22 protein-coding genes are annotated in these 25,059 nt (G+C 38.0%); 3 read left to right on the top strand and 19 right to left on the bottom strand.

The window, feature by feature from the left end:
• Positions 1-2: 2 nt before the first annotated feature.
• The 7 genes from IGK70_RS04455 to sfsA all read right to left on the bottom strand — a co-directional run bounded on the left by IGK70_RS04455 (position 3) and on the right by sfsA (position 8,329).
• Positions 3-221, bottom strand: coding sequence for a hypothetical protein (locus IGK70_RS04455; protein ID WP_002355915.1), 219 nt, complete (start codon positions 219-221; stop codon positions 3-5).
• A 43-nt stretch (positions 222-264) separates the two neighbouring features.
• The gene (locus IGK70_RS04450; RefSeq protein ID WP_025187889.1) at positions 265-1,728 is read right to left on the bottom strand and encodes a PTS sugar transporter subunit IIC; all 1,464 of its coding nucleotides are present in this window, start codon (positions 1,726-1,728) and stop codon (positions 265-267) included.
• Between the two features lie 141 nt (positions 1,729-1,869).
• The gene (locus IGK70_RS04445) at positions 1,870-2,187 is read right to left on the bottom strand and encodes a PTS sugar transporter subunit IIB (RefSeq protein WP_002355913.1); all 318 of its coding nucleotides are present in this window, start codon (positions 2,185-2,187) and stop codon (positions 1,870-1,872) included.
• A gap of 228 nt (positions 2,188-2,415) precedes the next feature.
• Positions 2,416-5,121, bottom strand: a complete 2,706-nt coding sequence (locus tag IGK70_RS04440; protein WP_002355912.1) for a sigma 54-interacting transcriptional regulator — start codon at positions 5,119-5,121, stop codon at positions 2,416-2,418.
• Between the two features lie 44 nt (positions 5,122-5,165).
• Positions 5,166-6,467 (bottom strand): DEAD/DEAH box helicase, encoded by a 1,302-nt coding sequence (locus IGK70_RS04435; RefSeq protein WP_010707740.1) that lies wholly within the window; start codon positions 6,465-6,467, stop codon positions 5,166-5,168.
• Positions 6,468-6,493: 26 nt separating this feature from the next.
• Positions 6,494-7,492, bottom strand: a complete 999-nt coding sequence (locus tag IGK70_RS04430; RefSeq protein ID WP_438775185.1) for a Gfo/Idh/MocA family protein — start codon at positions 7,490-7,492, stop codon at positions 6,494-6,496.
• 105 nt (positions 7,493-7,597) lie between these two features.
• On the bottom strand, positions 7,598-8,329 hold the full coding sequence (gene sfsA, locus IGK70_RS04425) for a DNA/RNA nuclease SfsA (protein WP_010823484.1): 732 nt from the start codon (positions 8,327-8,329) through the stop codon (positions 7,598-7,600).
• A gap of 198 nt (positions 8,330-8,527) precedes the next feature.
• Between sfsA and IGK70_RS04420 the strand changes: the two genes are divergently transcribed.
• From IGK70_RS04420 to zwf, 3 genes are all read left to right on the top strand, one after another.
• A complete protein-coding gene (locus tag IGK70_RS04420) occupies positions 8,528-8,896 on the top strand; it encodes a DUF4828 domain-containing protein (protein WP_002397919.1) in 369 nt (122 codons plus the stop codon).
• A 171-nt stretch (positions 8,897-9,067) separates the two neighbouring features.
• Positions 9,068-9,736 (top strand): metal-dependent transcriptional regulator, encoded by a 669-nt coding sequence (locus IGK70_RS04415; protein ID WP_002358896.1) that lies wholly within the window; start codon positions 9,068-9,070, stop codon positions 9,734-9,736.
• The gene (zwf, locus tag IGK70_RS04410; RefSeq protein WP_002358895.1) at positions 9,736-11,259 is read left to right on the top strand and encodes a glucose-6-phosphate dehydrogenase; all 1,524 of its coding nucleotides are present in this window, start codon (positions 9,736-9,738) and stop codon (positions 11,257-11,259) included. The genes IGK70_RS04415 and zwf overlap by 1 nt, the downstream gene beginning before the upstream one ends.
• 51 nt (positions 11,260-11,310) lie before the next feature.
• Here zwf and ileS read toward each other — a convergent pair whose 3' ends face one another.
• From ileS to mraY, 12 genes are all read right to left on the bottom strand, one after another.
• Entirely contained in the window at positions 11,311-14,091 is a 2,781-nt protein-coding gene (gene ileS / locus IGK70_RS04405) for an isoleucine--tRNA ligase (protein ID WP_104855482.1), read from the bottom strand.
• A 310-nt stretch (positions 14,092-14,401) separates the two neighbouring features.
• A complete protein-coding gene (gene divIVA, locus IGK70_RS04400; RefSeq protein ID WP_002355904.1) occupies positions 14,402-15,103 on the bottom strand; it encodes a cell division protein DivIVA in 702 nt (233 codons plus the stop codon).
• A 151-nt stretch (positions 15,104-15,254) separates the two neighbouring features.
• Positions 15,255-16,037, bottom strand: a complete 783-nt coding sequence (locus IGK70_RS04395) for an RNA-binding protein (RefSeq protein ID WP_002355903.1) — start codon at positions 16,035-16,037, stop codon at positions 15,255-15,257.
• A 26-nt stretch (positions 16,038-16,063) separates the two neighbouring features.
• Positions 16,064-16,321: a YggT family protein gene (locus IGK70_RS04390; RefSeq protein ID WP_002355902.1), complete on the bottom strand. Its 258-nt coding sequence runs from the start codon at positions 16,319-16,321 to the stop codon at positions 16,064-16,066.
• 28 nt (positions 16,322-16,349) lie between these two features.
• Positions 16,350-16,994, bottom strand: coding sequence for a cell division protein SepF (locus tag IGK70_RS04385; protein ID WP_002355901.1), 645 nt, complete (start codon positions 16,992-16,994; stop codon positions 16,350-16,352).
• A gap of 13 nt (positions 16,995-17,007) precedes the next feature.
• The gene (locus IGK70_RS04380) at positions 17,008-17,685 is read right to left on the bottom strand and encodes a YggS family pyridoxal phosphate-dependent enzyme (protein ID WP_002358890.1); all 678 of its coding nucleotides are present in this window, start codon (positions 17,683-17,685) and stop codon (positions 17,008-17,010) included.
• Between the two features lie 16 nt (positions 17,686-17,701).
• Positions 17,702-18,934, bottom strand: coding sequence for a cell division protein FtsZ (gene ftsZ, locus IGK70_RS04375; RefSeq protein ID WP_002355899.1), 1,233 nt, complete (start codon positions 18,932-18,934; stop codon positions 17,702-17,704).
• A 26-nt stretch (positions 18,935-18,960) separates the two neighbouring features.
• Positions 18,961-20,283 carry a cell division protein FtsA gene (gene ftsA / locus IGK70_RS04370; RefSeq protein WP_002355898.1) on the bottom strand — a complete coding sequence of 441 codons (1,323 nt, stop codon included), beginning with the start codon at positions 20,281-20,283 and terminating at the stop codon, positions 18,961-18,963.
• A gap of 173 nt (positions 20,284-20,456) precedes the next feature.
• Positions 20,457-21,581: a cell division protein FtsQ/DivIB gene (locus IGK70_RS04365; protein WP_220421760.1), complete on the bottom strand. Its 1,125-nt coding sequence runs from the start codon at positions 21,579-21,581 to the stop codon at positions 20,457-20,459.
• 8 nt (positions 21,582-21,589) lie between these two features.
• A complete protein-coding gene (murG, locus tag IGK70_RS04360; RefSeq protein ID WP_002355896.1) occupies positions 21,590-22,681 on the bottom strand; it encodes an undecaprenyldiphospho-muramoylpentapeptide beta-N-acetylglucosaminyltransferase in 1,092 nt (363 codons plus the stop codon).
• A 4-nt stretch (positions 22,682-22,685) separates the two neighbouring features.
• Complete coding sequence (gene murD / locus IGK70_RS04355; protein ID WP_104855484.1) at positions 22,686-24,056, bottom strand: UDP-N-acetylmuramoyl-L-alanine--D-glutamate ligase; 1,371 nt, start codon at positions 24,054-24,056, stop codon at positions 22,686-22,688.
• A gap of 22 nt (positions 24,057-24,078) precedes the next feature.
• The gene (gene mraY / locus IGK70_RS04350; RefSeq protein WP_002366386.1) at positions 24,079-25,044 is read right to left on the bottom strand and encodes a phospho-N-acetylmuramoyl-pentapeptide-transferase; all 966 of its coding nucleotides are present in this window, start codon (positions 25,042-25,044) and stop codon (positions 24,079-24,081) included.
• Between the last annotated feature and the right edge of the window lie 15 nt (positions 25,045-25,059).

Genomic DNA, 25,059 nt, shown 5'->3' with positions numbered 1-25,059 from the left:
TTTTAGACTACCGTTGCTTGGAAGTATAAAACGCCACCCCAAGGTTGTTCCTTAATCAGCTGTTTTGCAACTTGTGCAGCAGTTTCAGGGTCTCCTTCAACTTCAAAAAATAACTTAATACCATTCTTTTCTTTAAAAGTAAATGTTTCATTTTCCCCTTGATATGCCTCTAATAAAGTAATAATTTCCTCTTGCTTCATTGCACTTGCAATCGAAATCATGCCGCTCGCTCCTTTCTATACAAGTAATTGCTGTTTTTATTGCTTATTGCTCTCTTTCGCCTAATGCAGGATCCATTTTGTTAGCAGCGATAACAAACGGTGTCCAAATCAAGAAAGTGACTACCATACATACCAACGCTACAATTGGTGCGCGCCAGTCGGCACCTGTCGCTAAGAAAGATAATAGCAACGGCGGTGTCACCCATGCGACTTGTTGAGAAACTGGGGCGACTAGCCCAAGATACGTTGCAACCCAGCCAATTGTAGTAGCAACTAATGGCGCAATTACAAATGGAATAAACATAATTGGATTCAGAACAACTGGTAAACCAAACATAATCGGTTCATTGATATTAAAGATTCCAGGTCCTAATGATAATTTACCGACTGTTAAATAATCTGCTCGTTTGGAGAATAACAAGATTGCAATAATTAGGACGATTGTACCGCCTGAACCACCAAACCAAGCAAAAGCATCAAACGAACCACGGACCCACATGTAGGCTTTACCGTCGTCAATAGCGGCTAAAACCGCAGCTGTTCCTGTTTTTCCTTCATAACCTTTTTGGAAAATATCAATATTGATTAATTGTGCTTGTCCCCAAATTCCTTCAAGAACTGGTGCCAAAACGTTTGGCCCATGAATACCAAAGAACCAGAAAATTTGAACAAAAACTGTTACGATTAACACAGCTCCGAGTCCTTGTGATAACCCAAGGAACGGTTCCGCGATATATTTTTGAATTAAGTCAATTAATAATTGACCGCCTGAAAGTTTTGACACCGTAAAGTTAATAATCGCTACGACATACAACGCGATTGTTGCTGGTAAAATTGCCGCAAACGCTTTTGAAACTGCTGGCGGAACAGAATCAGGCATTTTTATTGTTAAATCCGCTTGCATTAATTTACAAAAAATAATGGTTGATAAAGCGCCCATAATCATCACTGTAAAGAAAGCGTTACCATTTAAATGATTGAGATTTAACCAACCCCATGGATTGACAGTCAATTGATTATTAGCAATTGATGCACCAATTTCTGCCCCATTAATTGCGTTGGCAATATTTTCTGGCACTTTTACAGCTAATTCAGCTGTGTTATTTGGTGCAAAAGCAACACCTGAAATTAAGGTAGCTAAACTGACAATCCCACCAGCTAGCTCATTCACATTGTATGCTTTCGCTAAGTTATAGCCCCAAGAAAAAGCGAAAATCAAACCAGCGATAGCCAATGTACCATTCCAAACAAAACCATTAATCCCAATGATGACATTCAATACTGCAAAAATACCTTTGTCTGCTTCCAAACTTGCCGCATAAGTTGAGACAAACTCTTGGGGAAGATCTCGAATAATTGCGTTAATCATTACGGCGACTGATCCAGCCATTGTCGCAGGTAATGTACCAATAAAAGCATCCCTTAGTGCCACCAGATGTTTCTGTGCACCAATTTTTGCGGCAGTTGGTAAGATATATTTTTCCATCCATGCCATTAATCCGTTCATTTTTATTCCTCCTGTATCCATTTATATTTATTAAAAAGGCAGTAGCCTCATTAAACGAATGAATCGAGCGTACAAAATAAAACCTTTGGTAACATGCACTATCCTTGTTTGCTATTCACTTTTCTTAAACGTTTTAATTCCTTATCCCATTAATGAGATTGCTTGATCTAAAACTTTTTCGCCATTCATCATGCCATAATCTGCCATGTTAATTACATCTAAAGGAATCCCTTTTGGTTGTAATTTTTGTTCAAATTGCCCTTTCATGAAACGAACTTGTGGACCTAAAAGTAAAACATTCACCTCTTTATTTTCCAAGTTTGTATCTGCTTCAGAAGCCGATACTGCAAAGATGTCTGCTTCCATGCCACGATCTTCTGCTGCTTTTTGCATTTTTGTTACTAATAAACTTGTGCTCATTCCTGCGGAACAAACTAACATAATTGTTTTTTTTGCCATTTTTTCTTCATCTCCTTAAAAGTTATGACGTTATACACTTTATTTATAGCAATAATTGTGCCAAGTTTTTTCCTCATTAAAATACTGATATAACAGCTTTTGTCATCGAAAAAAGCGTGCACACACTAAAAGAAAACGCTTACACACATGAAATTGTGTGTAACTTACAAAAAGAAAACATCAAGAAAAAAGAGAGCGTTTTCTCATTTCTTGATGTTTTTTTATTTATTATTGTTTACTTTTAATTTCATTTTCTAAAAACATTTGGGTAACATGCGCAACTTCCGCTTCTGGAATCGTCACACGATACGCCCGTTCAATTAACATAAAATTCGTGCGTACGACATCGATTTCTAAACGATGTGTTTTAACATATTCCGCTAAGTTTGGAAAAGTTCTTGCTTCTTCTCCTTTAATTAAAGCATCTACCAGAAAAGCCAAATGAATCATGATTCCGGCATCCACCCCTGGTTCAACAATAATATGCATGTCTGTTTGTATTTGATGAACTGTTTTTTGTAACATGAGAATTAATTTTTGTAAGGAGTCCACAGAAGTAATGACGCCACTTAGTGAATGAACAATTGTATCAATCGCCACTTCATCACTAGCAATCCGTTTCAATACATTTAATTTTTCATCATCAAAAATATCATAGACGGAAAAGAAAGGAATATTTTGATATTCAACATCCACAGTTCCCGCAATGGCCTTAATTTCATATTCTTCCATCAAGTTGTCAATATGCTTTTTAAACGTTTCTCGTTCAATAAATTGCATTTGAATCAGTTCCACTTTTGTTTCATCAATAACGGGTAAGATTCGTTGGTATAGTTTTGCGGCGACCCCTTCTCCTGTAAAGCACGTCACGATTACTGCTTTTTTTACGTTTTGACGTTTTTGCAGACTAGAGCGAAATTGTTCTCTCACAACGCTTTCAAAAGAAAGTTGAATATTTTGGTAAATGTCCTCTAAGCTTCGTCCCACGCTTGCCATTCGAATAGCTTCTAAGACAATCATTGTGCTCGTCATTGTAATCGCCTTCGTTCGGATACCTGTTTCTTCAAACAACATATTTCCAAACGAATTTAATGAACCCATATCGGTCAGTAATAAAATCCCATTATTTAACGATTCTTTTTGCGTAATTACTTGGTTTCGTAATTGTTCATACATTGTTTGAACTTCCATCGTTAACGGCATATTCATCGCTGTTCCGATTGACGTTCCTAAAAGTTCTTGGGCGGTTTTCAACATACTTGAGGCAGTAGAATCCCCATGCATTAAGACGAACACACCAACATTATTTTCTGGAGTTCTTTCTTCTTTACCGACATTAATAGATAAAAACATACTAATAAAGCCAATTTCATCGAAAGGAATCTCTATGTTGTTCTCTTCTTCAATAATAGAAGATAAATCTAAGGCTACTTGAAATTCTTTTTTCATATTTTTACGGACATTATTTAAATCAGGATGGACAATCACGTGACCTTCTTTGACACGTTCAATCGTACTTTGTAAATGAAGCGCAAAGGCAAAGCGTGCTGTTTCGTTGTACGTGTGTTCCAAACGCTCTTCTGCGATATCATAAAGACGATTCGTTAAGTCCCAAATAGCTTCTGGTAATAACTCCTTATGTAAAGAATGTTGGGTTAATTCTTCGACATAATTTTTAAAATACGCATTCATATCTTTGGAAATCAATTCTTCTAAATCAACATTTTCTAAGTCAGCTTCAGACAAATCAGCGACTTTTTCTTCGATTTCATTGTAAACTTGCATGTCTCTAGCTGGATCTTGCGACCAAACAATTTTGTTGGTACCTGGTTGGAAAGATAAATAATTACTTTTACTGTCGACAAATTGATCCAAGCGCTCAGGTACTTCTTTAATTTTTAATAATCCTTTTTGGACAGGTAACGACAAATCCCGTTTACGGATAACCAAGTGTTCTAAATTGTGCGTCCGATAATAAAGAAATGACTTAGCACAAACTAATTTTAAGTCCCGCTTCACCTGACCAATATTTCCTTCTGCATCGTATAACATGAACGCCAAAACTGCTTCGCGTTCGATATCAATTTGTTGGCCCAAACGTGTTGCCTCTTGCTGAATAAATAACGAAATGATGGCATAACGCTCATCTAGCGTCCGTGCATCTAAAGATGGTAATGTAATCGACATCGGAATCCGCCGATTAAAAGTGGTTAAAAAGTTTTCTGAGGATTCCGTTGTCGCACCAATAATTTGAACAGAGGCTTCATAGGTTTGGCCACTTTCTCCTAATGGACGGTACACGCCTTTATCAATAAACGTAAAGAGCATTTCTTGACCTTCTGGCGGTAAACGATGAATTTCATCTAAAAAGAGAATCCCGCCATCTGCTTTTGCCATTAAGCCTGGACTATCTTCATTCGCACCAGTATAGGCGCCTTTTTTTACGCCAAAGATATGACCAAATAATAATTGTGGGTTTTGTGCATAATCAGCACAATTAAAAGAGACAAAAGGGGCATCTTCATCTAAGGTTTTTGAATCAATGGCAAAACGGTACATACATTCAGCAAAAAGAGATTTCCCTGTTCCTGTTTTCCCAAAAATAATCGTATGCAAACCTCTTGGTGGATATAAAATAGCCGCCTTAGCCTGCTGAATACTCACTTTTAAAGAATCATTGGCACCTACTAATGTGTCAAAACTAACAGAGGTGGACTCATCTACATGGACTTGTTCTCCTTCATTGATTGTTGGCACTGAATAGATAACAGGACGTCCAGTACTTCTAGTAATTTTCTTTTCTTTGAATAATTCATTTAAATAACGGCTGGCATTACTGCGATCAATCATTAACTGTTCTGCTACCGCTCCTGCCGTTAAGCCAGTTTCATTTTTTTGAAGTAACGCTAAGATTTCTTCCTTCCGAGATTTCATGGAATCCTCCTCGATACAACGTTCTGCTTGAAGCTCGTAAAGCGTTATTTCTTCGCTTTACGAGCTCCTTTGTTTTTCGTGTTTTTCTTTTTGTTTTTCTTCTTTTTGCGTGTTTCTTGTGGTTCTTTGACAACAGAATTTACTGTTTCTGGTTTTCTTTCTTTCGTACTCTTTTTTTCTGAATACGTATCTTTGGCTACGTTCTTTTTTTCTAGTTCATCTTTGGCTTTTGGCTGTTCATGAAGTGCACCATCATATAAAAAGATTTCCTGATAGGGAATGGCCAATTGTTTCATCAAACGTTGATAATCTCTTTTGGTTCCGTCGTTGATAAACGTAATCACTGCCCCTTGTGCACCCATCCGGCCAACGCGACCAGAACGATGAATATAGCTCTCTTCGGTTAAAGGAACATCTACGTTTACGACGTAAGGGACCCCTGTGAAATCTAAGCCCCGTGCCGCAATATCCGTGGTTAGTAACAACTTCACTCGTTCTGCTTTAAATTGATCGATCGCCAATTTACGCAACTGTTTACTTTGATCTGAAGCCAGACCAATAGCTGGCACATTCTCATAAACTAATTTTTCTTCTGCTGCACCTAAATCAGCAACTTGATTGAAAAAGACCATGCTTCTGAATGCTTCTGTATGGGCCAAACGACGTAAGTAATCAGCTTTTTTTCTTGGTGCTAATCGAATAAAGTAGTGGGCGACTTGACCTGCTGAAGTATCTTCTTCCGTCACATCAATCACCTGTAATTTTCGGCTTAAAGATTGCGCTTGATTCACGACACGATCAGCAGTCGCTGAATAAAAAACAAGTTGGTATTCGGTTGGTGTGTGTGTCAAAATTTGCTTGGTTAAACTTAGCTCTTCCTCTTGGAAAAGTTGATCAACTTCATCCATTACAATTGTTTTTACCAACTGAGCTTTGACTTTTTTATTCTTCATTAACTCTAAAATCCGACCTGGTGTTCCGATTAACACTTCAGGACGTTTTTTTAACTTGTCAATCTGGCGTGAAACATTTGCCCCGCCGATTAACGTTTGAACCGTTAATTGAAGTGGCTTAGCCCAAGTCCGAGCAACTTCAGCAATTTGCATAGCTAATTCTTGAGACGGAGCAATAATCAACAATTGATTTCCCTGTCCTTTTTCAACAGTTAAGAGTAAAGGCAGCATGTAAGCAAGTGTTTTTCCAGTTCCTGTCGGCGAAATTCCTAAAACATTTTCTCCTTCGCGAAGGGGCGTAAAACTTTTTTCTTGAATTGTTGATGGTTCGTTAAAGCCAGAAGCTTGCCACTGTTCTTGCCAAGCCTCTGGAAGTTGTTCTAAAAATCTCATATTGTTCCTTTCCTATCGCTTAATTCTTATTTATCAGCATCAAAAATAATGCCGGCACTATGACGTAAATCAGTGACTACTTTATTGACATTTCGAGCAAGCTCAACCCATTCTTCATACTTGGTGCCCCAATACTTATCTGTTGGGTTATTTAAAACTGCTGCAAAATCACGGGCTTCTTCAATCATTGGATTATCGGCTACTTGAATATCTAAGACATCACGTTCTTCATATGCGCGATCATGGTACTCAGCCGAAGAAATAGCATTGACACTATCTAAAATCAAGGTCCCGTTTTCAAAGTAAATTTCGGATGGCGCAAAAGAATCACTAATTTTCCCAGTGTTTAACGTCACGTCAAACTGATCATATCGTAAAATAATTGTTCCTAAGCCATCGACACCTGTCGCAATTTTACTAGCAAAATAATGGCTTTCGTTTGGTACGCCAAACCAGCCCAAGGCTGCATAAACTAAATAAACGCCTAAATCTGCTAAGGCTCCCCCAGAAAAATGAGGAGAAAAAATATTTGGCTCTTTGCCTTCTAATACTTGATCATAGCGAGAAGAATATTTCATATACGTAAAATTCGCACCTAAAATTTGGTTTTTTAATGGCAATAATTCAGCAATTTTTTGGAAACTTTGCTCATGAATATTACGGGCCGCTTCAAAGAAATACACACGATTTTTATTCGCTAATTCAATAATTTCTGCCATCTCATCAGGCGTTGAAAAAGCTGGTTTTTCAACAATTACATTTTTTTTCGCTAAAATTGCTTGTTTCGCTTGTTCAAAATGTAATGAATTTGGTGAGGCAATATAAACCGTATCCATATGTGCAATACCAAAAAACGTCTCTAAATCAATTGCATATTCCACATCCCCATAGCGAGAACCAAATTCTTGTGCCGTTGCTAGTTTCCGAGAATAAACAGCCGTTAAATCGTACGCACCCGTTTCTAAAGCTGCTGCAACAAATTGATGACTAATCCAATTGGTACCAATTACGCCTAAATGTATCATAATCAAAAACCTCCATTTTTTGTTTATTTACTCTCTTTATAATAGTAATCTCTCGTACAAAAGTCACGTAATTACCCTGCCTTAAAACGCTAGGAGTTCTTCAAGTTATTTATTAGGATCATCAAATGCCTGTAATAAATCAAAGGTTACCTGTGACTTAAGTTCAATCGTTGCTGGTGTTACGTGGCAATTGTAAGCAAGGACTTGCACACCTTGATCAATTGCAGCACCCACATTTTCAGCAAAGGCGGGTTGCATCTCTTGGTGAATCGTTGCTTGCTTAATTTCTTCAAATTGGACCACAAACAAAACGTAACAGCGGTAACCCGCTTTAGTTGCAGCCATTAGTTCAGTGACATGCTTCAAGCCACGAAGTGTTGGCGCGTCAGGAAAAGCACCGATGCCTTTATTTTCTAAAGTCATGCCTTTCACTTCGACAAAAGCTTGTTCGTCTGCATCCGTTTCCACTAGAAAATCAAATTTTGAATGTGCAAATCGTTGCTCACGTTTAACAGTTTGGATCGTACCAACTAAACCAGGAAGCACAATTTGACCATTTTTTAACGCTTCATTGACTAATGTATTCGGTACTTGGCTATCAATATTAATCCAAAAAGAACCTTTTTTTACTGCAATCAAATCGTAATCTGTTTTTCTTTTAGGCGATGGTTGATAACTAAGCGCCACAACAGCACCTGGTAAAAAAACTTCTTTCCCTCTGCCAGTATTTTTGACATGTGTGATTACTTCTTCATTCGTTTCCATTAAACGACAGTGTGCAATAAACCGATTGGGTCGTTCGATAAAATAAGCAAGTTGGACATTCGGGTACTTCATACACAGACTTCCTTTCTTACACACTATACCATAAAAAAACAAGGAAAAGTATAGACCAAAACCAACAATTTTACTATCTTGTGTCAATCATTAAATATTTGTCAATTCTCAGCGATTTAGTCGAATATTTTAGACAAGTTCTATATAATAAAGGTAACGAAGACGAATAAATGAAAATGAAGGTTAGGAGGAATTTCTTTGAAAAAACATTGGACTTTCTTGGTTGGCGCATCTTTACTTACTGGATTAGCAGGCTCTATCCTCTGGAAAAAAAATAAACAGCTCCCTTCCCCACAGGAGCTTCAACACAATTATACTGGGCATTGGTGGTTTGTAGACGTGAAGAAAGCCACGCAACACACCTTAGAAATCACCTCATCTTTCAATGTTTTCATTGATGGCAAACAAATGCATGCCTTGCTTGTTGAATTAACCCCTAAACGCTTAGTTATCTTAGACAAGTTAGGTTACCATTTAATCATTCAATGTGAAAATGGTGTCCCTGCGACGCTTTACGATGAAGCCGACGACGAAACCTACACACTAGAACGGGCTATTTACAATTAATAAATCACCCACGACACATAAAATGAAGTATGTGCGGTGGGTGATTTATTTTTTTACATCCCTTGCAAAAGCATTCAGAAAGTTTTCTTACAACTTGAATATTATTAAATAGTCAAATGCGCCTTTTTCTGATAAACTTAGGATGATGTTTTTTTGAAAGGATGAGCCCCTATGACACCAAATCGCGAAGACTATTTAAAATTAATTTTTGAATTAGGTGGCGACGAAGTTAAAGTGAATAATAAACAAATTGTTTCTGGACTCGATGTTTCGGCAGCTTCGGTTAGTGAGATGATTTCAAAGTTAGTAAAAGAAGATTTGGTTGAGCATTCTCCTTATCAAGGGGTACAATTAACTGAAAAAGGCTTAAAAAAAGCGAGTACGTTAATTCGCAAACACCGAATCTGGGAAGTCTTTTTAGTAGAGCACTTAAATTACACTTGGAATGATGTGCACGAAGAGGCAGAAGTTTTAGAACATGTTACTTCACAGACGCTTGTGAACCGTTTAGCGGATTATTTAAATCATCCAGAATTTTGTCCACACGGTGGTGTTATTCCCGAAGATAATCAACCCATTCATGAGGAGAAACGCCAAACGTTAACAGACTACCCTGTTGGCACAAAAATTCGGATTGCACGTGTCTTAGACGAAAAAGAATTACTGGATTATTTAGTTTCCATTGATTTAAATATTCAAGAAGAATATACGATTAAAGAAATTGCTGCATATGAAGGACCGATCACCATTTATAATGAAAACAAAGAATTATCCGTCAGCTTTAAAGCAGCAAACACAATTTTTGTTGAGCCGTTGATTAGAGAAAGTGAGGAAAACTAATGAATGAAAAAGTAGCATTATTTACTATTTTCGGGGGGACAGGTGATCTTGCCAAACGCAAATTGTATCCTTCCCTGTTCCGCTTATATAAAAAAGGATTATTAGCTGAGCGTTTTGCGGTGATTGGTACCGCACGTCGGGAATGGACAGACGAATACTATCGGGAAATCGTTCGTGAAACCATTCAAGACTTAAATCCCACGGCCGAAGAGGCGACTGAATTTTCTAGTCATTTCTATTACCAATCACATAATGTGAATGATACGGAACATTATAATACCTTAAAAGAATTATCTGATCGCCTAAATGAACAATACCACTTAGAAGGCAATCATGTTTACTATTTAGCTATGGCCCCTCAATTCTTTGGAACCATTGTTAATCACTTGAAATCACAACATATTATTTCGGAAGAAGGCTTTGATCGTCTAATTATCGAAAAGCCATTTGGTTCTGATTATGAATCTGCCTACGAATTAAATGAAGAAATTCGTGCTGCATTTCCTGAACAAGATATTTTCCGAATTGACCATTACTTAGGCAAAGAAATGATCCAAAATATTTCAGCCATTCGTTTTGCCAATAATATTTTTGAATCACAATGGAACAATCGTTACATTGATAATGTCCAAATCACCTTCGCTGAAAGCTTAGGTGTCGAGGATCGTGGCGGCTATTATGACCACAGTGGCGCACTAAAAGATATGGTTCAAAATCATATTTTACAAGTCGTTGCATTGCTTTCTATGGAGCCTCCTGTTGCCTTTTCTGAAAAAGAAATTCGGACTGAAAAAGTAAAAGCTTTACGTGCCATCCGCCTTTATTCTGAAGAAGAAGCCCTTCAAAATTTCGTGCGTGGACAATACGGCGAAGGTCAGCTAGCTGATCAAACATTCGCAGCCTATCGTGATGAACCAAATGTGGCAGAAACTTCATCCACTGAAACTTTTGTTGCTGGTAAATTTTTAATTGATAATTTCCGTTGGTCTGGCGTCCCTTTCTATGTTCGCACAGGTAAACGATTAACTGAAAAAGGCACACGTATTAACATCGTCTTTAAACAAGTACCTATTAATGTCTTCAAAGATGATACGTGTGAAGAATGCGATAAAACCGATTTACCACCGAATGTTTTAACTATCTATATCCAACCAACTGAAGGATTTTCATTAACCTTAAATGGAAAAGAAATCGGTCAAGGGTTCAATACAACTCCAGTGAAACTTGATTTCCGTCAAAGTGCTGAAATGACTGAAAATAGTCCAGAAGCATACGAAAAACTTCTATTAGACTGCCTAAATGGCGATAGTACAAACTTCTCTCATTGGGACGAAGTTGCCCAATCTTGGCGCATTGTTGACATTATTCGACATGCTTGGGATAAAACAGACGTTTCTTTCCCTAATTATGCCGCTGGCACAATGGGCCCGCAAGCTGCCTTCGACTTATTAGAAAAAGATGGCTTTACTTGGGAATGGCAACCAGATAACTGGTACCGTGACCGCGGTCAACTTGAGCAATAAATAAGCCAAAAAAGATCCGCTAGTTAACGACTAGCGGATCTTTTTTCTTGTTTATTCGAATCCTTCAGCAACCGCTTCTGGATAATTTTCTTCAACAATGTGTGCACAACGGCCACAAAGTGTTGGTAATTTTTCATCTGAGCCGACATCTTGACGAACGGAACGACAACGGTCACACGTTTCGCCTTCTGCTTTTTCAACTAAAATAGCCATGTCTTCAAATTGAACAGCTTCACTAGGTGCTACTTCTTTTGATACTTCAAAGTCGGAAACAATTAGTAATTGAGCAATATCTGCATCAACAGCTGTCATTAATTGACGAATTTGTTCATTTGGATAAACAGTTACTTTAGCTTCTAACGATTTACCGATTAATTTAGAATGACGAGCTTCTTCCAACGCTTTTAAGACATTGTCACGGAAATCCATAAAGGCTGCCCATGTATCCATCAATTCTTCTTCATTAGTAAACGTTTCGTAACCTGGGAATTCAGCTAATTGCACATACTCTTCTTCTTCTTGTAAGAAACTCCAAATTTCTTCCGCTGTATGTGGAATAATTGGTGTCAATAATTTTGTTAATGAAACCAATGTTTGGTAGAAAACAGTCTGCATACAACGACGTTGATAATCATTTTCTGCTTCAATATAAACGACATCTTTCGCAAAGTCTAAATAGAAAGAAGATAGATCCACAGTTAAGAAGTTCATAACTGTCCGATAAATATGCATGAAATTATATTTTTCATAACCATTTTCACGGATTTCTTGAATGACTTGATTTAAACGAACCGTCATGTATTTATCTACAGAACGTAAATCAGCATAAGCTACAGTATGCTCAGCTGGATTAAAATCACTCGTATTCGCTAACAAGAAACGCATAGTATTACGGATTTTCCGGTACACTTCAGATACTTGGTTTAAGATATCCATTGAGACACGCACATCGGCTTCCGCGTCAACACTACTTACCCACAAGCGTAAGATATCTGCCCCCATTTGATTGATAACTTTTTCAGGTAAGATAGTATTGCCTAACGATTTACTCATCTTACGGCCTTCGCCATCGAGAACCATCCCTTGAGAAATGATTGATTTATAAGGCGCTACCCCATTGATAGCAACACTTGTTGTAATACTTGAGTTAAACCAACCACGATATTGGTCAGAACCTTCTAAATACATATCTGCTGGGAAAGTTAACTCTTCTCTTTCTCGTAAAACTCCTTCATGTGAAGAACCTGAGTCAAACCAAACGTCCATGATATCTGTTTCTTTGGTAAACTCGCCATTTGGTGAACCTGGATGTGTAAAGCCTGCTGGTAGTAACTCTTTTGCTTCACGCATAAACCAGATATTTGATCCATGTTCTGCAAATAAATTCGCTACATATTCAATTGTTTCTGGCGTAATGATGGCTTCCCCGTTTTCAGCATAGAAGATCGGTAATGGTACACCCCACGCTCTTTGGCGAGAGATTACCCAATCACCACGGTCACGAATCATATTATACAAACGTGTTTTTCCCCAAGGAATTAGCCAGTCAACTTTCTCAACTTCATCTAAAATATCTTGACGGAATTTAGAAATTGAAGCAAACCATTGTGGCGTTGCACGGTAAATAACTGGTTTTTTGGTACGCCAGTCATGTGGATAACTATGCGTAAAGAAATCTAATTTTAATAACGCGCCTTTTTCTTCTAATAACTCAGTAATCATTGGATTCGCTTTGTCATAGAAAATTCCTTCAAAACCAGGTGCTTCATCTGTAAAGACCCCACGGCTGTCAACAGGAGAAATAACAGGTAAATCATATTTACGGCTAACGATATAGTCATCTTCACCATGCCCTGGTGCGGTATGAACTAAGCCAGTCCCGGCATCTAGCGTCACGTGGTCGCCTAGCATAACAAGTGATGTTCGATCATAGAATGGATGTTGAGCTGTCATACGATCTAATTTTTCACCAGAAAATTCTCGCAAAACTTCTACTTCTTCCCAACCAATCGCTTCTTTAACTGTTGTTAATAAATCTTTAGCAATTACAAATTTACGACCGTCTGCCTTCACTTCAACGTACGTAAAATCAGGATTAACTGAAATACCTAAGTTGGCTGGTAATGTCCAAGGGGTTGTCGTCCAGATGACGAAGGCTGTCTCGTTATCTAAAAGACCTTTACCATCGGCCACATTAAAAGCTACGTAAATAGAAGGTGATTTTACATCTTTGTATTCAATTTCTGCTTCTGCTAAAGAAGATTCACTTGAAGGAGACCAATAAATTGGTTTTAAGCCTTTATAAATATAGCCTTTTTCTGCCATCTTACCAAAAACACGAATTTCTGCTGCTTCATACTCTGGATCTAACGTAATGTATGGATGTTCCCAATCACCTGACACACCTAAACGTTTAAAATCGTTACGTTGTTTGTCGACTTGTGATAAGGCATACTCTTTACATTTTTCGCGATACTCAGCGACAGTCATTTCTTTACGTTTAACCCCTTTATTGGTTAACACTTGCTCAATTGGTAAACCATGAGTATCCCAACCAGGCACATAAGGAGAACGGAAACCAGACATTGATTTTGAACGAATAATAATATCTTTACTGATTTTATTCAAAGAATGTCCTAAATGAATATTTCCGTTTGCATACGGAGGGCCATCATGTAAAACAAAGGTTGGTTTTCCTTCGTTTAATTTTTGACGTTGTTCATATAAGCCTTTTTCTTCCCAATCTTTTTGCCATTCTGCTTCACGGTTTGGCAAGTTCCCACGCATTGGAAAAGCTGTTTTTCCTAATTGCAATGTTTCTTTCATTTTCATATGCATTTGCCTCGCTTTCATTTTATCGATTTAATTGTGTTAGTTCATACTAAAGATGAACGATAGCTGATAAAAGTAGATAAAAAAAGAGTACTCCATCCCAAGGGACGAAGTACTCGTGTTACCACCCAAATTCAAAGTAGAGTTGCCCCTACTTTCTCTGAAATTGATAACGGTAATTATCCGGCAGTTCCTACTCAAGTGTTCAGAACTGCATCTAGGATAGAGGATCTGTTTAATGCCAGTGTCTGTCAAACTTTCACTATCATTGACTCGCTGCTAAGAATAAACATTAAACGTTCTGTTCTATCTATTTTGATTCTTCTTCAATTGTTTCTTCAGTGACTTCAATTACAGGCTTTTTTTCTACTACAGCATCTGTGTTCTCTTCAGAGTTTACAACAGTTTCATTTTCGTTGTCAAGGTCTTGTTCATCAAGAATTTCCTTAACTGCTGTATGTTTGTCTCCGACATAACTAGAAAAAGGCTTTAAAATCTCTTCCCACTCTTCACTCTTTACTTGCTCTAATTGAGTTTCAAGCATTAAGCTTAAGCGTTGATGGAAGACACGTGTTTTCTTCTTCAAGTCTTCTGTTTCCCCAGCTAATTGACGGGCACGTTCAATTGCTTCTGCTAAGATTTGTGTTGATTTTGCTTCAGCATCTGCAATCATTGCATTTGATTTACGTTCAGCTTCTACCAAGGTTTCTTTGGCTTGGTTATCTGCCGAAGTGATAATCATTTCTGATTCTTTATTGGCACTTGATTTCACTTTATCAGCGGTATCTTGTGCAACAATAATTGATTGGTTCAATGCATCTTTCAATTCATTGAAGTATTGTAATTTTTCTTCTGCGTGTTTTAATGATTTCTCAAGTTCACGATTTTTTTGTAATGCATCTTCATAATCACGTGTGACTTGATCTAAAAAGTCATCTACATCGTCTTGGTTATAGCCTCTCATTTTTGTTGAGAAGTCTTTGTTTTGAATATCTAATGGAGTTAATGCCATATTCCTTCACCTCTTTGGATTATTTTTGTAAAACCCCTTATGAACACATTCTCATACTAATCCTGAAATAGCAAATATCTTACTTTTTTTATTATACACAACTTCGTCTGAATGAACAGCCAAAATGGTTTTCTTAAACAAAAGTTCGAGATTATTTTCTCAATACCCCTAAGAGGACACGAAATTTTTCTTTCTTTGTTTTTCCTTCTAATTCTTGAATCTGAAGGCGCCCAAATCCCCGTATCGAAACAATATCTAATAAGTCTAAAGCAAAATCTGGTCGTGTTGTTTCTGTCCAATTGACTTTTACTTTACCAGATTCGATCAATTGTTTTGATCGCTGCCTTGAAATATTAAATACGGCGGAAATCACACTATCCAGCCGCAAAGAGCTCATAGTCGTTCGCTCTTCTTGCCAACCATCCTTCGGTATCAAAATTTGTGTATAATCCCGCTCTTCTAAGCGAACAGTAATTTTACCAATTTTGTCGACTTGGTTAACAACGAAGCCAGCTACTTCTTGTGCTATAAAAACCTGCCACTTATCACCATCGGAAATAATATCTCCAAAGGCTTCCCTACGAACCCCAACATTCATCAAGGTGCCTAAAATTTTCCCATGAGATAATGTCGCAAATTTAGATGGATAAATAATTTCAAATAATACAACACCAAAATCTGTCTCTTCTGGTATGTAATACGCTGGATAAATCAAGCAGCGTTTTCGTTCTGCTTGCTCATAACCACCATAAAAAGTAAACGATAAATCACTGTTTTGTCGAATCAACGTTTCCAAAATATACGCCTGTCTAGGATCAAGAAAGTCTGTCAAATAAGGCGCGTATTGCATCTCCACTTGCTCTAGCCAATCCCCGACAGTGTCAATAAAAGGATGTTCATCTTTGCGGAAATGTTGATACACATTTGCGTTCATAGATAAATCATCCTTTCTAAAAGTTATTAATAAACAATAGCTCGTAAAATGACTGCTAAGCCACCCGCTGCTAGGTTAAGGACAATAATCCCTACCATTACGTTAAATCCAACCATTCCAATCCTTAAATTCAAACGGTCAAACAAACTTAAGTATGGTTCACAAATTCTAGAGAGCAAACGCCCGAAAGCAGAATCATACGCTCCTGGAAACCATGAAAGTAGCGCGTAAATCACTAGTAATCCTGAATAGATTTGAACGCCTTTGTATAATAGAGTAATCAGTGTTGCGATAATAACACCTCCCTAAGGCTTAGAAATCAAAGAATTGTTTGTTGGCTAAAGATTGTGCTGTCGCACTATCAATTTCCATATTCGCTGGTGTGCATAAGAAGATTTCATTGCCAACGCGCTGAATATCTCCGTCTAAAGCATACACAGTACCAGTTAAGAAATCAACGATGCGTCGTGCTTGGTCTTCTTCTACTAATGTAAAATTAACTAGCACGGCTTCTTCAGCAAATAAATGTTTCGCAATGCTCATTGCTTCTGAATACACACGTGGTTCAATAATAGTAATTTTATGTGTTTTTGCATTGGCGGTGCTTTCTTGTGCTCGTCTTGTATTCGTAGTCGCTGATTGATTAGAACTACGCATAGAAACCACTTTTTTCTCTGTGTAAGCAGCTTGTTGTGTGTCTCTTTCTTGATGCGCTTCAGCAGAACGATAGCGTGCAGAAGGTTTTTCAACTACAGGCTCACTTTGTTGTGTATAAGCTGGCTGACTGTAACTTTCCTGTTGTTGAACAGGGCGTTGTGGTTTAGGCCGAGCTGCACGACGCGGTGGTTCATTAACTGCTTTGCGCTCTTCATATTCTTCGTAGTTATCATAATAATCATCTTCTTCGCCAGATAAGCCAAAAAAGCTCGATAACGCATCCTTATTAAAAATTGACATAAATTCCTCTCCTTTACGCATCTCTGAATAACGCTGTTCCGATTCGTATAAAAGTTGCACCTTCTTCAACTGCGATTGGGAAATCGTTACTCATTCCCATGCTAAGTTCTGTACAAGGAGCAAAAGATAAATGTTTCTCATTTACGGTCATTTGCAGCTCTTTTAATTCTCTAAATGTTGCATGTAATACTTCTTCACTTGCCCCAAAAGGTGCCATAGTCATTAGACCGACGATTTGAATTTTGTCCAAATCAGCAAGTTCTTGAATGAAAGGTAAGACGTCTTCTTTACGAAAGCCGTGCTTGCTTTCTTCCCCAGTTATATTCACCTCAACAAAACAACGAATAACTTTCGTTGCTCTTTTTTGAATTTCTTTGGCTAGACTCAGACTATCTAATGCATGAAAATAATCTATCTCATTAATAATTAATTTTACCTTCCTACGTTGTAAATTACCAATTAAATGCCACTGAATATCATTAAATTTTTCCAATCCAGCTTTCTTTTCTAGTAACTTATCTACTCGGTTTTCAGCTAAATTCTGGACACCAAGCTGAACAAGCTCTGCTGCTTCCTCAATTCCTACTGATTTAGTGACGCCAATCATTGTCACATCAGCAACAGAGCGCTGTGAGCTTTTGCATGCTAGCTGAAGTTGATTATTAATATTTGTTAAGTTTTCAGCTATCATTTCTAATCGATGCTCCTTATCGTTTTCTGCGGAAAAATGGTGGCGTACTTAATTCGTCATCATTGTGATTTGGTTCTTCACGGTGGAATGTGTCAAATTCTTTTTTGTCTACTTGTTCTAATGAAGATTCATCAACTTTTGGACGTGTATTTTGTTCTCTGCGAATATCCCAATCGCCAAAAGCACTTGCTTCTTCTTGTGATTTTGGTTGATCCATTTCCACAGATTGAGTTGTTTGTTGCATTGGTTGAACCGCTTGTCTTGTTTGACGGTGCGGTTTTCTATCCTTTTTTGATTCATCAATACCTGTAGCGATAACTGTTACACGAATTTCGTCGCCTAAATCTTCGTTGATTGATGTACCTAGGATGATGTTCACATCACCTGAAGCAGCATTTGTAACGATATCTGAAGCATCTTGTGCTTCAAACAAGGTCATGTCTAAGCCACCAGTAATGTTTAATAAGACTTGTTCCGCACCATCGATGGATGTTTCTAACAATGGTGAAGAAATAGCTTTTTTCGTTGCTTCAATTACGCGTTCTTCGCCGCTCGCTACACCAATCCCCATTAAAGCTGTTCCTTGGTTTTCCATCACTGTTTTCACGTCAGCAAAGTCCAAGTTTACGTAACCTGGTGCAGTGATTAAATCTGAAATCCCTTGAACACCTTGACGTAATACATTATCAGCTTCTCTAAATGCTTCAAGCATTGGCGTTTTCTTGTCAACTACTTCTAATAAGCGGTTGTTTGAGATAATTAATAGTGTATCAACGTTTTCTTTTAATAAGGCAATTCCTTCAGCGGCAAAACGACCACGTTTTGGACCTTCAAAACTAAATGGACGAGTTACTACACCAACTGTTAAAGCGCCTAATTCTTTAGCGATTTTTGCAACTACTGGGGCAGCACCTGTACCAGTTCCGCCACCCATACCAGCAGTAATGAAAATCATATCCGCGCCTTGTAATGATTCTGAAATCACTTGTTCACTTTCTTCTGCAGCTTTTTGGCCAACTTCAGGTTGTGAACCGGCACCTAAACCACGAGTGTATTTAGGGCCTAATTGAATCACTGTTTCTGCTTTTGAATGTTTTAATGCTTGAACGTCTGTATTGGCTGTGATAAATTCCACGCCTTTAACGTTTTCTTCGATCATACGGTTTACAGCGTTTCCGCCGCCGCCACCTACACCGATAACTTTAATGACTGCACCGTTGTTAATGTTATTGTCTAATGAAAATTCCATGATATCGTATCCTCCTGTTTGTGTGATTAGTCGAAAATGTTCGAGAAGAAGTCTTTGATTTTGCCTGTCACTTTTTCACCAGACTCACGTTCGTTGAATTCTTCGTATTCTTCTTGAGGCTGTTCAGCATATGTGTCATAGCGAACTTCTTGTTGGACAGCGACTGATTGTGCTGGTTTCGATTTTTCACCAGGGATTGCATATTTGGCAATGTGATAAATATCGTTTAGTTGCGCTGAATATTCCACAATGCTAATGACATTAGCAAAGACTGGGTTACGTAAGCCCATGTGATTTGGTACGTATAGTTTTACGTTGGCTTCAAAAATCTCTTGCGCCAAATCGACAATACCTGGCATACTAGCGGCGCCACCAGTTAATACAACGCCTCCAGGTAATTCAAACGCATCAATTTCATCCAGAACTTCTTTTGATTTTCTCAAAATTTGTTCCACACGCGCTTCAATAATTTCTGAAAGGTAACGTTCGTCCACTCTTACAGGCTCTGACTTACCGATAACATCAACAGGAAACTCTTCGTTTGCTGAAGTTCTTTCTGGATAAGCATCCCCATAATTAATTTTTAAGGCTTCGGCGTTGTTAAAAGAAGTATTCAATACGATTGAGATATCTTTCGTGATGAACTCGCCGCCTTCTTGGTTAACATGAGTAAATTTCAATTGTTTGTCGTGGATAACAGATGTCGTTGTTTGACCGCCACCCATATCAATGACAATTGTTCCAAAGTCTTTTTCGCCATCTGTTAAAATTGTTTCTGTTAAAGCAAGCGGTGTAATCACTAATTCGTTAATTCCTAAGCCAGCTTTTTCAACACATTTACGGATGTTATGGATGATTGTTTTTGGTCCAGTATAGACAACGCCAAACATCTCCATGCGAACGCCAAGCATTCCACGTGGGTCTTTGATGCCTTCAAAGCCGTCGACGGTAAAGTCTTGCGGTAAGATTGCAACAATTTGACGTTCAGGAGGAGTTGAACGAACCAAAGCTGCAGATGCGACGTTGCGCACATCCTCATCTGTAATTTCTTTTGATTCACTGCTAACAGCTATCATTCCTTGACAGCTTTCTACTTCTAATAAATTCGCTGGTAATCCAACATTTACGCTTTTAATTTGAATGCCGGCTTTTTCTTCGGCTTGTCGAACGGCCCGTTGGATTGCTTGAACTGTTTGATCAATATCGACGACAATCCCTCGATTCAAACCGTCTGATTTTGCATTTCCAACGCCGATGATGTTCATTTGACCTTCAATATATTCAGCGACAACTACTTTGACAGAAGTTGTACCAATATCGAGGCCTACATACATTCCTGTTTTTGCCATGAACGGAATTCCTCCTCCTATTAATTCCAATATCTAAGCGGACAAAGGCGTCCGTTTAACTATCTCTTTTTTAGTATTATTCACTTCTTCCAATTTTACCATAAAAATGGGGGTTTTAGAAAGCAGATTATACGAATTTGTTCGTTAATTTTTGAAACATTTTTGTAAAAAACTTATTCTGCTTGTTGCACTTCTTGATTTTCTCCATTTGTCGGCGTACCGTTATTCGCTTCATCCGTTGCTACGCCTGCATTTGGGTCCACAACTTCTTGATTTTCAGCCGCTGAATCTTCGGAAACTTCACTGCCCGTTTCTTCACTTTCTTTTTCATACGGATAAGAAAAAATGCCGACTTCCATATCAACGATTCCAGGTTTGTCCATTTGCTCGGCTACTTGTGAATAATAAGCCATTTTTTCACTTAAATCAGAAATATTAACAATCACTCGATTTCCATCATTCATATAGACATTAATCAAGTCTTTATTGGTTTTTGATGGTGCATATTTAATTTCTGAAATTCCTAGTTTAATTTCTTGAGGTAATTTGTTGTAAGAGGCCATTAATTCAGAGATTAATTTATCCTCTTTGAAATTCTCAAAAATTGGTTTGCCACTTTCAGCAGCCTTGGTGGTTTCCGCCAAAGTTTTACCATTCTCTAAAATCGGATGATAGCCGCCTTTAGTCGCAGCAAGAGCGACAATTTGATACTCTTGAATATCAATTTTAAATGAATTAATACCATTTAACTTAATGTTCGCCTTTTTTATAATTGGAAACTTTTTCTGAATATTTGCAGAAAAATAATTTCTATTTGAATACTGCTCCCATAAGCCACTACCCGTTTCAAGTTTTGACTGCTGAATAATCGCTTGGCTCTCCACACTTTTGTTACCTGAAACTGTTACTTCACTCAATCGACTAAGAGGCGAAACAAAATACAATGCCACTAAAATGGCTGTCCCTAAACAAGTTAAAATAAAGGCTAAACGCCTGTATAAGCGCTTGTTCCGTGTTTTCTTAACGTTCGGTAAACGATCTGCAAAATGCTCCTCTTCTTCCACTGTTTCTTGTGGAAGATGTTGTTGAGGCTCTTCTTGACTTTGTTCTTGTAAAGTGATGGTGACTTCTGCTTGTTCGTTTTCACCTTTTGAAGCAGCTTCTTCCGCTTGCTTCTTCAAATATTCTTGGTTTTGTTTTTGCCAAGGTGTCAGTTCAGGTTGAGACTCTTCCGATTTTTTTGGAGGTAATGGTTTTCTTTTTTTGAATATATCGTTCTCGTTACTAATCTTCCACACCTCCTATCTCAGACTAACGTTTTCACAACTTGATACAAACGATCACTTGCATCTGGGATGCCTTCCCCTTTGGACGCCGTTGCCATCTGTTGTCTTTTTTCATTGTTTAATAAAATATCATCAATTGCCGCAACTAAACGAGCGCCGGTCAATTCTGCATCTGGAATCATTTCAACAGCACCAACTTTTACTAAGCTTTGCGCGTTTTTCGTTTGATGATCATTCGTGACGTAAGGACTCGGAATTAAAATTGCTGGTAATCCTAATGCGGTGAACTCCGCAATTGAGGTTGCTCCTGCACGTCCCACCATTAAATCGGTATTAGCCATCACTTCAACCATTTTATCAATATACGGTTGCACACTTATGTTTGTCAATTTCTTTTCAGAAAGCTTTAGACTTTCTTGAAGTTCCTGATAATATCTTTCTCCTGAAGCGTATAAAACTTGATACTCTCTCTCTTCAAACAAAGGAAAGGCCTGTTCAAACGCTTGATTGATTTTCAAGGCGCCACGACTTCCGCCAAATAAAACCACCGTTTTCTTTGCTGGATCCAAGCCAAACTCTGATAAAATAGCTGACTTTTCCACCGTTACGACTTCTTGTCCCCGCGGGTTCCCTGTTAAAATTGTTTTTTCTTTCGGGAAAAAACTAGCGACATCTGGAAAACAAATCGCAATTTTATCCACATAACGACTTAAAAATTTATTTGTCATTCCGGGGATACTATTTTGTTCATGAATAATTGTCGGTATTTTCAATTGGTGGGCCGCATAAACTACTGCACCAGAAACATAACCGCCTGTACCAATGACCACATCTGGTTGAAATTCACGAATAATTTTTTTTGCTTTATTAATGCTTGTTAAAAATAAATAAATTGTTTTAAAATTTTGAGGACTTAGCGAACGCTTGAATCCTTGAATTTTAATCGTTTTAAATGGAATTTTCGCCTTTGGCACAATTTGACTTTCTAGACCATTTTCTGTTCCCACATACAAGAATTCTGTTGCAGGTGCTTCTTTTTTGACGTGTTCGACGAAGGATAACGCAGGATAGATATGCCCACCTGTGCCACCACCAGTTACTAGTATCTTCATTTTCTCACATTTCACTTTCTTTTAATTGTTGAACAGCTTGCATAAAGGCTTCCCCGCGTACTTCAAAATTCGGGTATTGATCCCAACTTGCGCAAGCAGGTGATAGTAAAATAGTATCATCTTTTTCCGAATAATCAAAGGCAATGGTAACCGCCGTTTGAACATTTTCAGCAAATAAAATTGTTTCAATGTTCGCTTTTTTAGCAGCTTCCGCCAATTTTTCTTTGGTTTCTCCAAATAAAACAATTGCTTTGAGTCCCAGCAGAGCAGGAACCAATTCATCAAATGAGTTACCGCGATCCAAGCCACCCGCAAGTAAAAGTAGCTTTTGGTTGTCAAACCCACTTAACGCCATCTCTGTAGCTAAAATATTGGTTGCTTTTGAATCGTTATAAAAACGTCTTTGCTGAACTTCGCCAACAAATTGCGTTCGATGGGGAACGCCTGAAAAGTTTGTCAAAGTTTGTCTAATCTGAGCATTCGATACATTTTTTAATTTAGCTACACAAATCGCTGCGAGTGCATTTTCAATATTGTGACTGCCAGGAATCCCTAGCTCATCGGCGGGCATAATATATTCTTCATTGAAATATAATTTCCCATCTAAAAGATAAGCCCCTTCTACTGCTTCTTTCGTTGAAAAAGGCAATACGTTGGCAGCTGTGGTTTTGGCTAACGTTTGAAGCTCTACTTGATTCCAATTTAAAATCAAGGTGTCCTCTACGATCATGTTTTTTTGAATGGCCCATTTTGCAGCAACATATTCTTTCCGCGAACCATGATAATCCAAGTGTGCTTCAAAAATATTTGTAATTACTGCAATTTGTGGGTGAAACGTCTCAATTCCCATTAACTGAAAACTAGAAAGTTCCATCACAAGATCATCCTTGGCCGTTGCTTCTTGAGCCACCGTACTCGCTGGAAAACCAATATTTCCCGCCAAACGTGCCTCACCAGCCGTTCTGTCAGCGTTTAGCAGTAAACCAATCATCGTGGTCGTGGTTGTTTTACCATTGGTGCCCGTAATGCCGACAATTGGACATTCGGCAATTTGACCTGCTAATTCCACCTCAGTTATGATAGGAATTTTCCGAGTTAGTGCTTCTGCCACAAGTGGATTTGTATAAGGAATACCAGGATTTTTAACGATTAGTTCAAATTCTTCATCCAACAATTCAATTGGATGCCCCCCTGTAACAACACGAATACCCAAGGTTAATAAATCTTGGGCGTCAGGGTTTTGATCAAATTGTTTTGCGTCATTAACGGTAACGAGCGCACCTAACTCATGTAAGAGTTTCGCTGCGCTGACACCACTTTTAGCTAGTCCTAAAACCAACACTTTTTTGTTTTGATAGGTTGTTATTTTTTTCATTGTCAATTTCCCCTTTGATAGATTAGAAAAGAATCCATAATGTGATTCCTGAACAGATTAAACCGACAGACCAAAAGACAAAATCAATTTTCCATTCAGACCAACCACACATTTCAAAATGGTGATGAATTGGTGACATTTTAAAAATCCGTCGACCAAATAATTTAAATGAAGCAACTTGTAAAATAACACTTGCTGTTTCACAAACGTAGACAAGTCCAATTAAAAGTAGCGTCCATTCTTGATGCAAAATAATTGAAATTGCTGCTAACAATCCACCTAATGCTAATGAACCAACATCACCCATGAAGATTTTTGCTGGTTTTCTATTATAAGGGAAAAAGCCAATCAGCCCACCAATCACACTTAGGCAGATAATCACAACATCAAATTGTTGTTGTTTCCAGGCAATAATTGCATAAGTACCAAATGAAATTGTTCCTAAACCAGCAACCAAGCCATCAATTCCATCTGTCAAGTTCACGGCATTAGAAAAACCGACTAACCAAAAAATAATAAACACGCCATAAAAAATACCTAACGGAACTTCTGCTACTCCAAACAAATCTAAGGTTTCTGAAAAGCCTTCACTTCGATAAACAAAGTAGAAAACCAACCCACCAAAAATTTGACCAATTAATTTTTGACGAGAATTCAAGCCCATGTTCCGTTTTTTAAAGACTTTAATGAAATCATCTAAATAACCTAGCAAACCGTATAATACTAAAATAAATAGAATAATTAGTAGAGACGGCGTAAATTGGTGGAAAAACAACCCCATTGCTAATGAAGTAATCAAGCTGGCTACAAGGAAAACGACTCCCCCCATTGTAGGGGTACCTGTTTTCACGCTATGCCAAGTTGGGCCATCTTCACGAGTAACCTGCCCTTGTTTTTTCATTTGAAAATAGCCAATGAATAGTGGCATTACGCTCACTGTAATGGCAAAACTCACCACTATGGGAATAAAAATCTGTGTCCACTCCATGTTATCTCTCCTAAT

Origin of the sequence: Enterococcus sp. DIV0358, assembly GCF_051713465.1 — a bacterium.
Lineage (GTDB): Bacteria > Bacillota > Bacilli > Lactobacillales > Enterococcaceae > Enterococcus > Enterococcus faecalis.
Note: the sequence above shows the minus strand (reverse complement) of the source record. Positions and strands in the feature narration are given on the sequence as shown.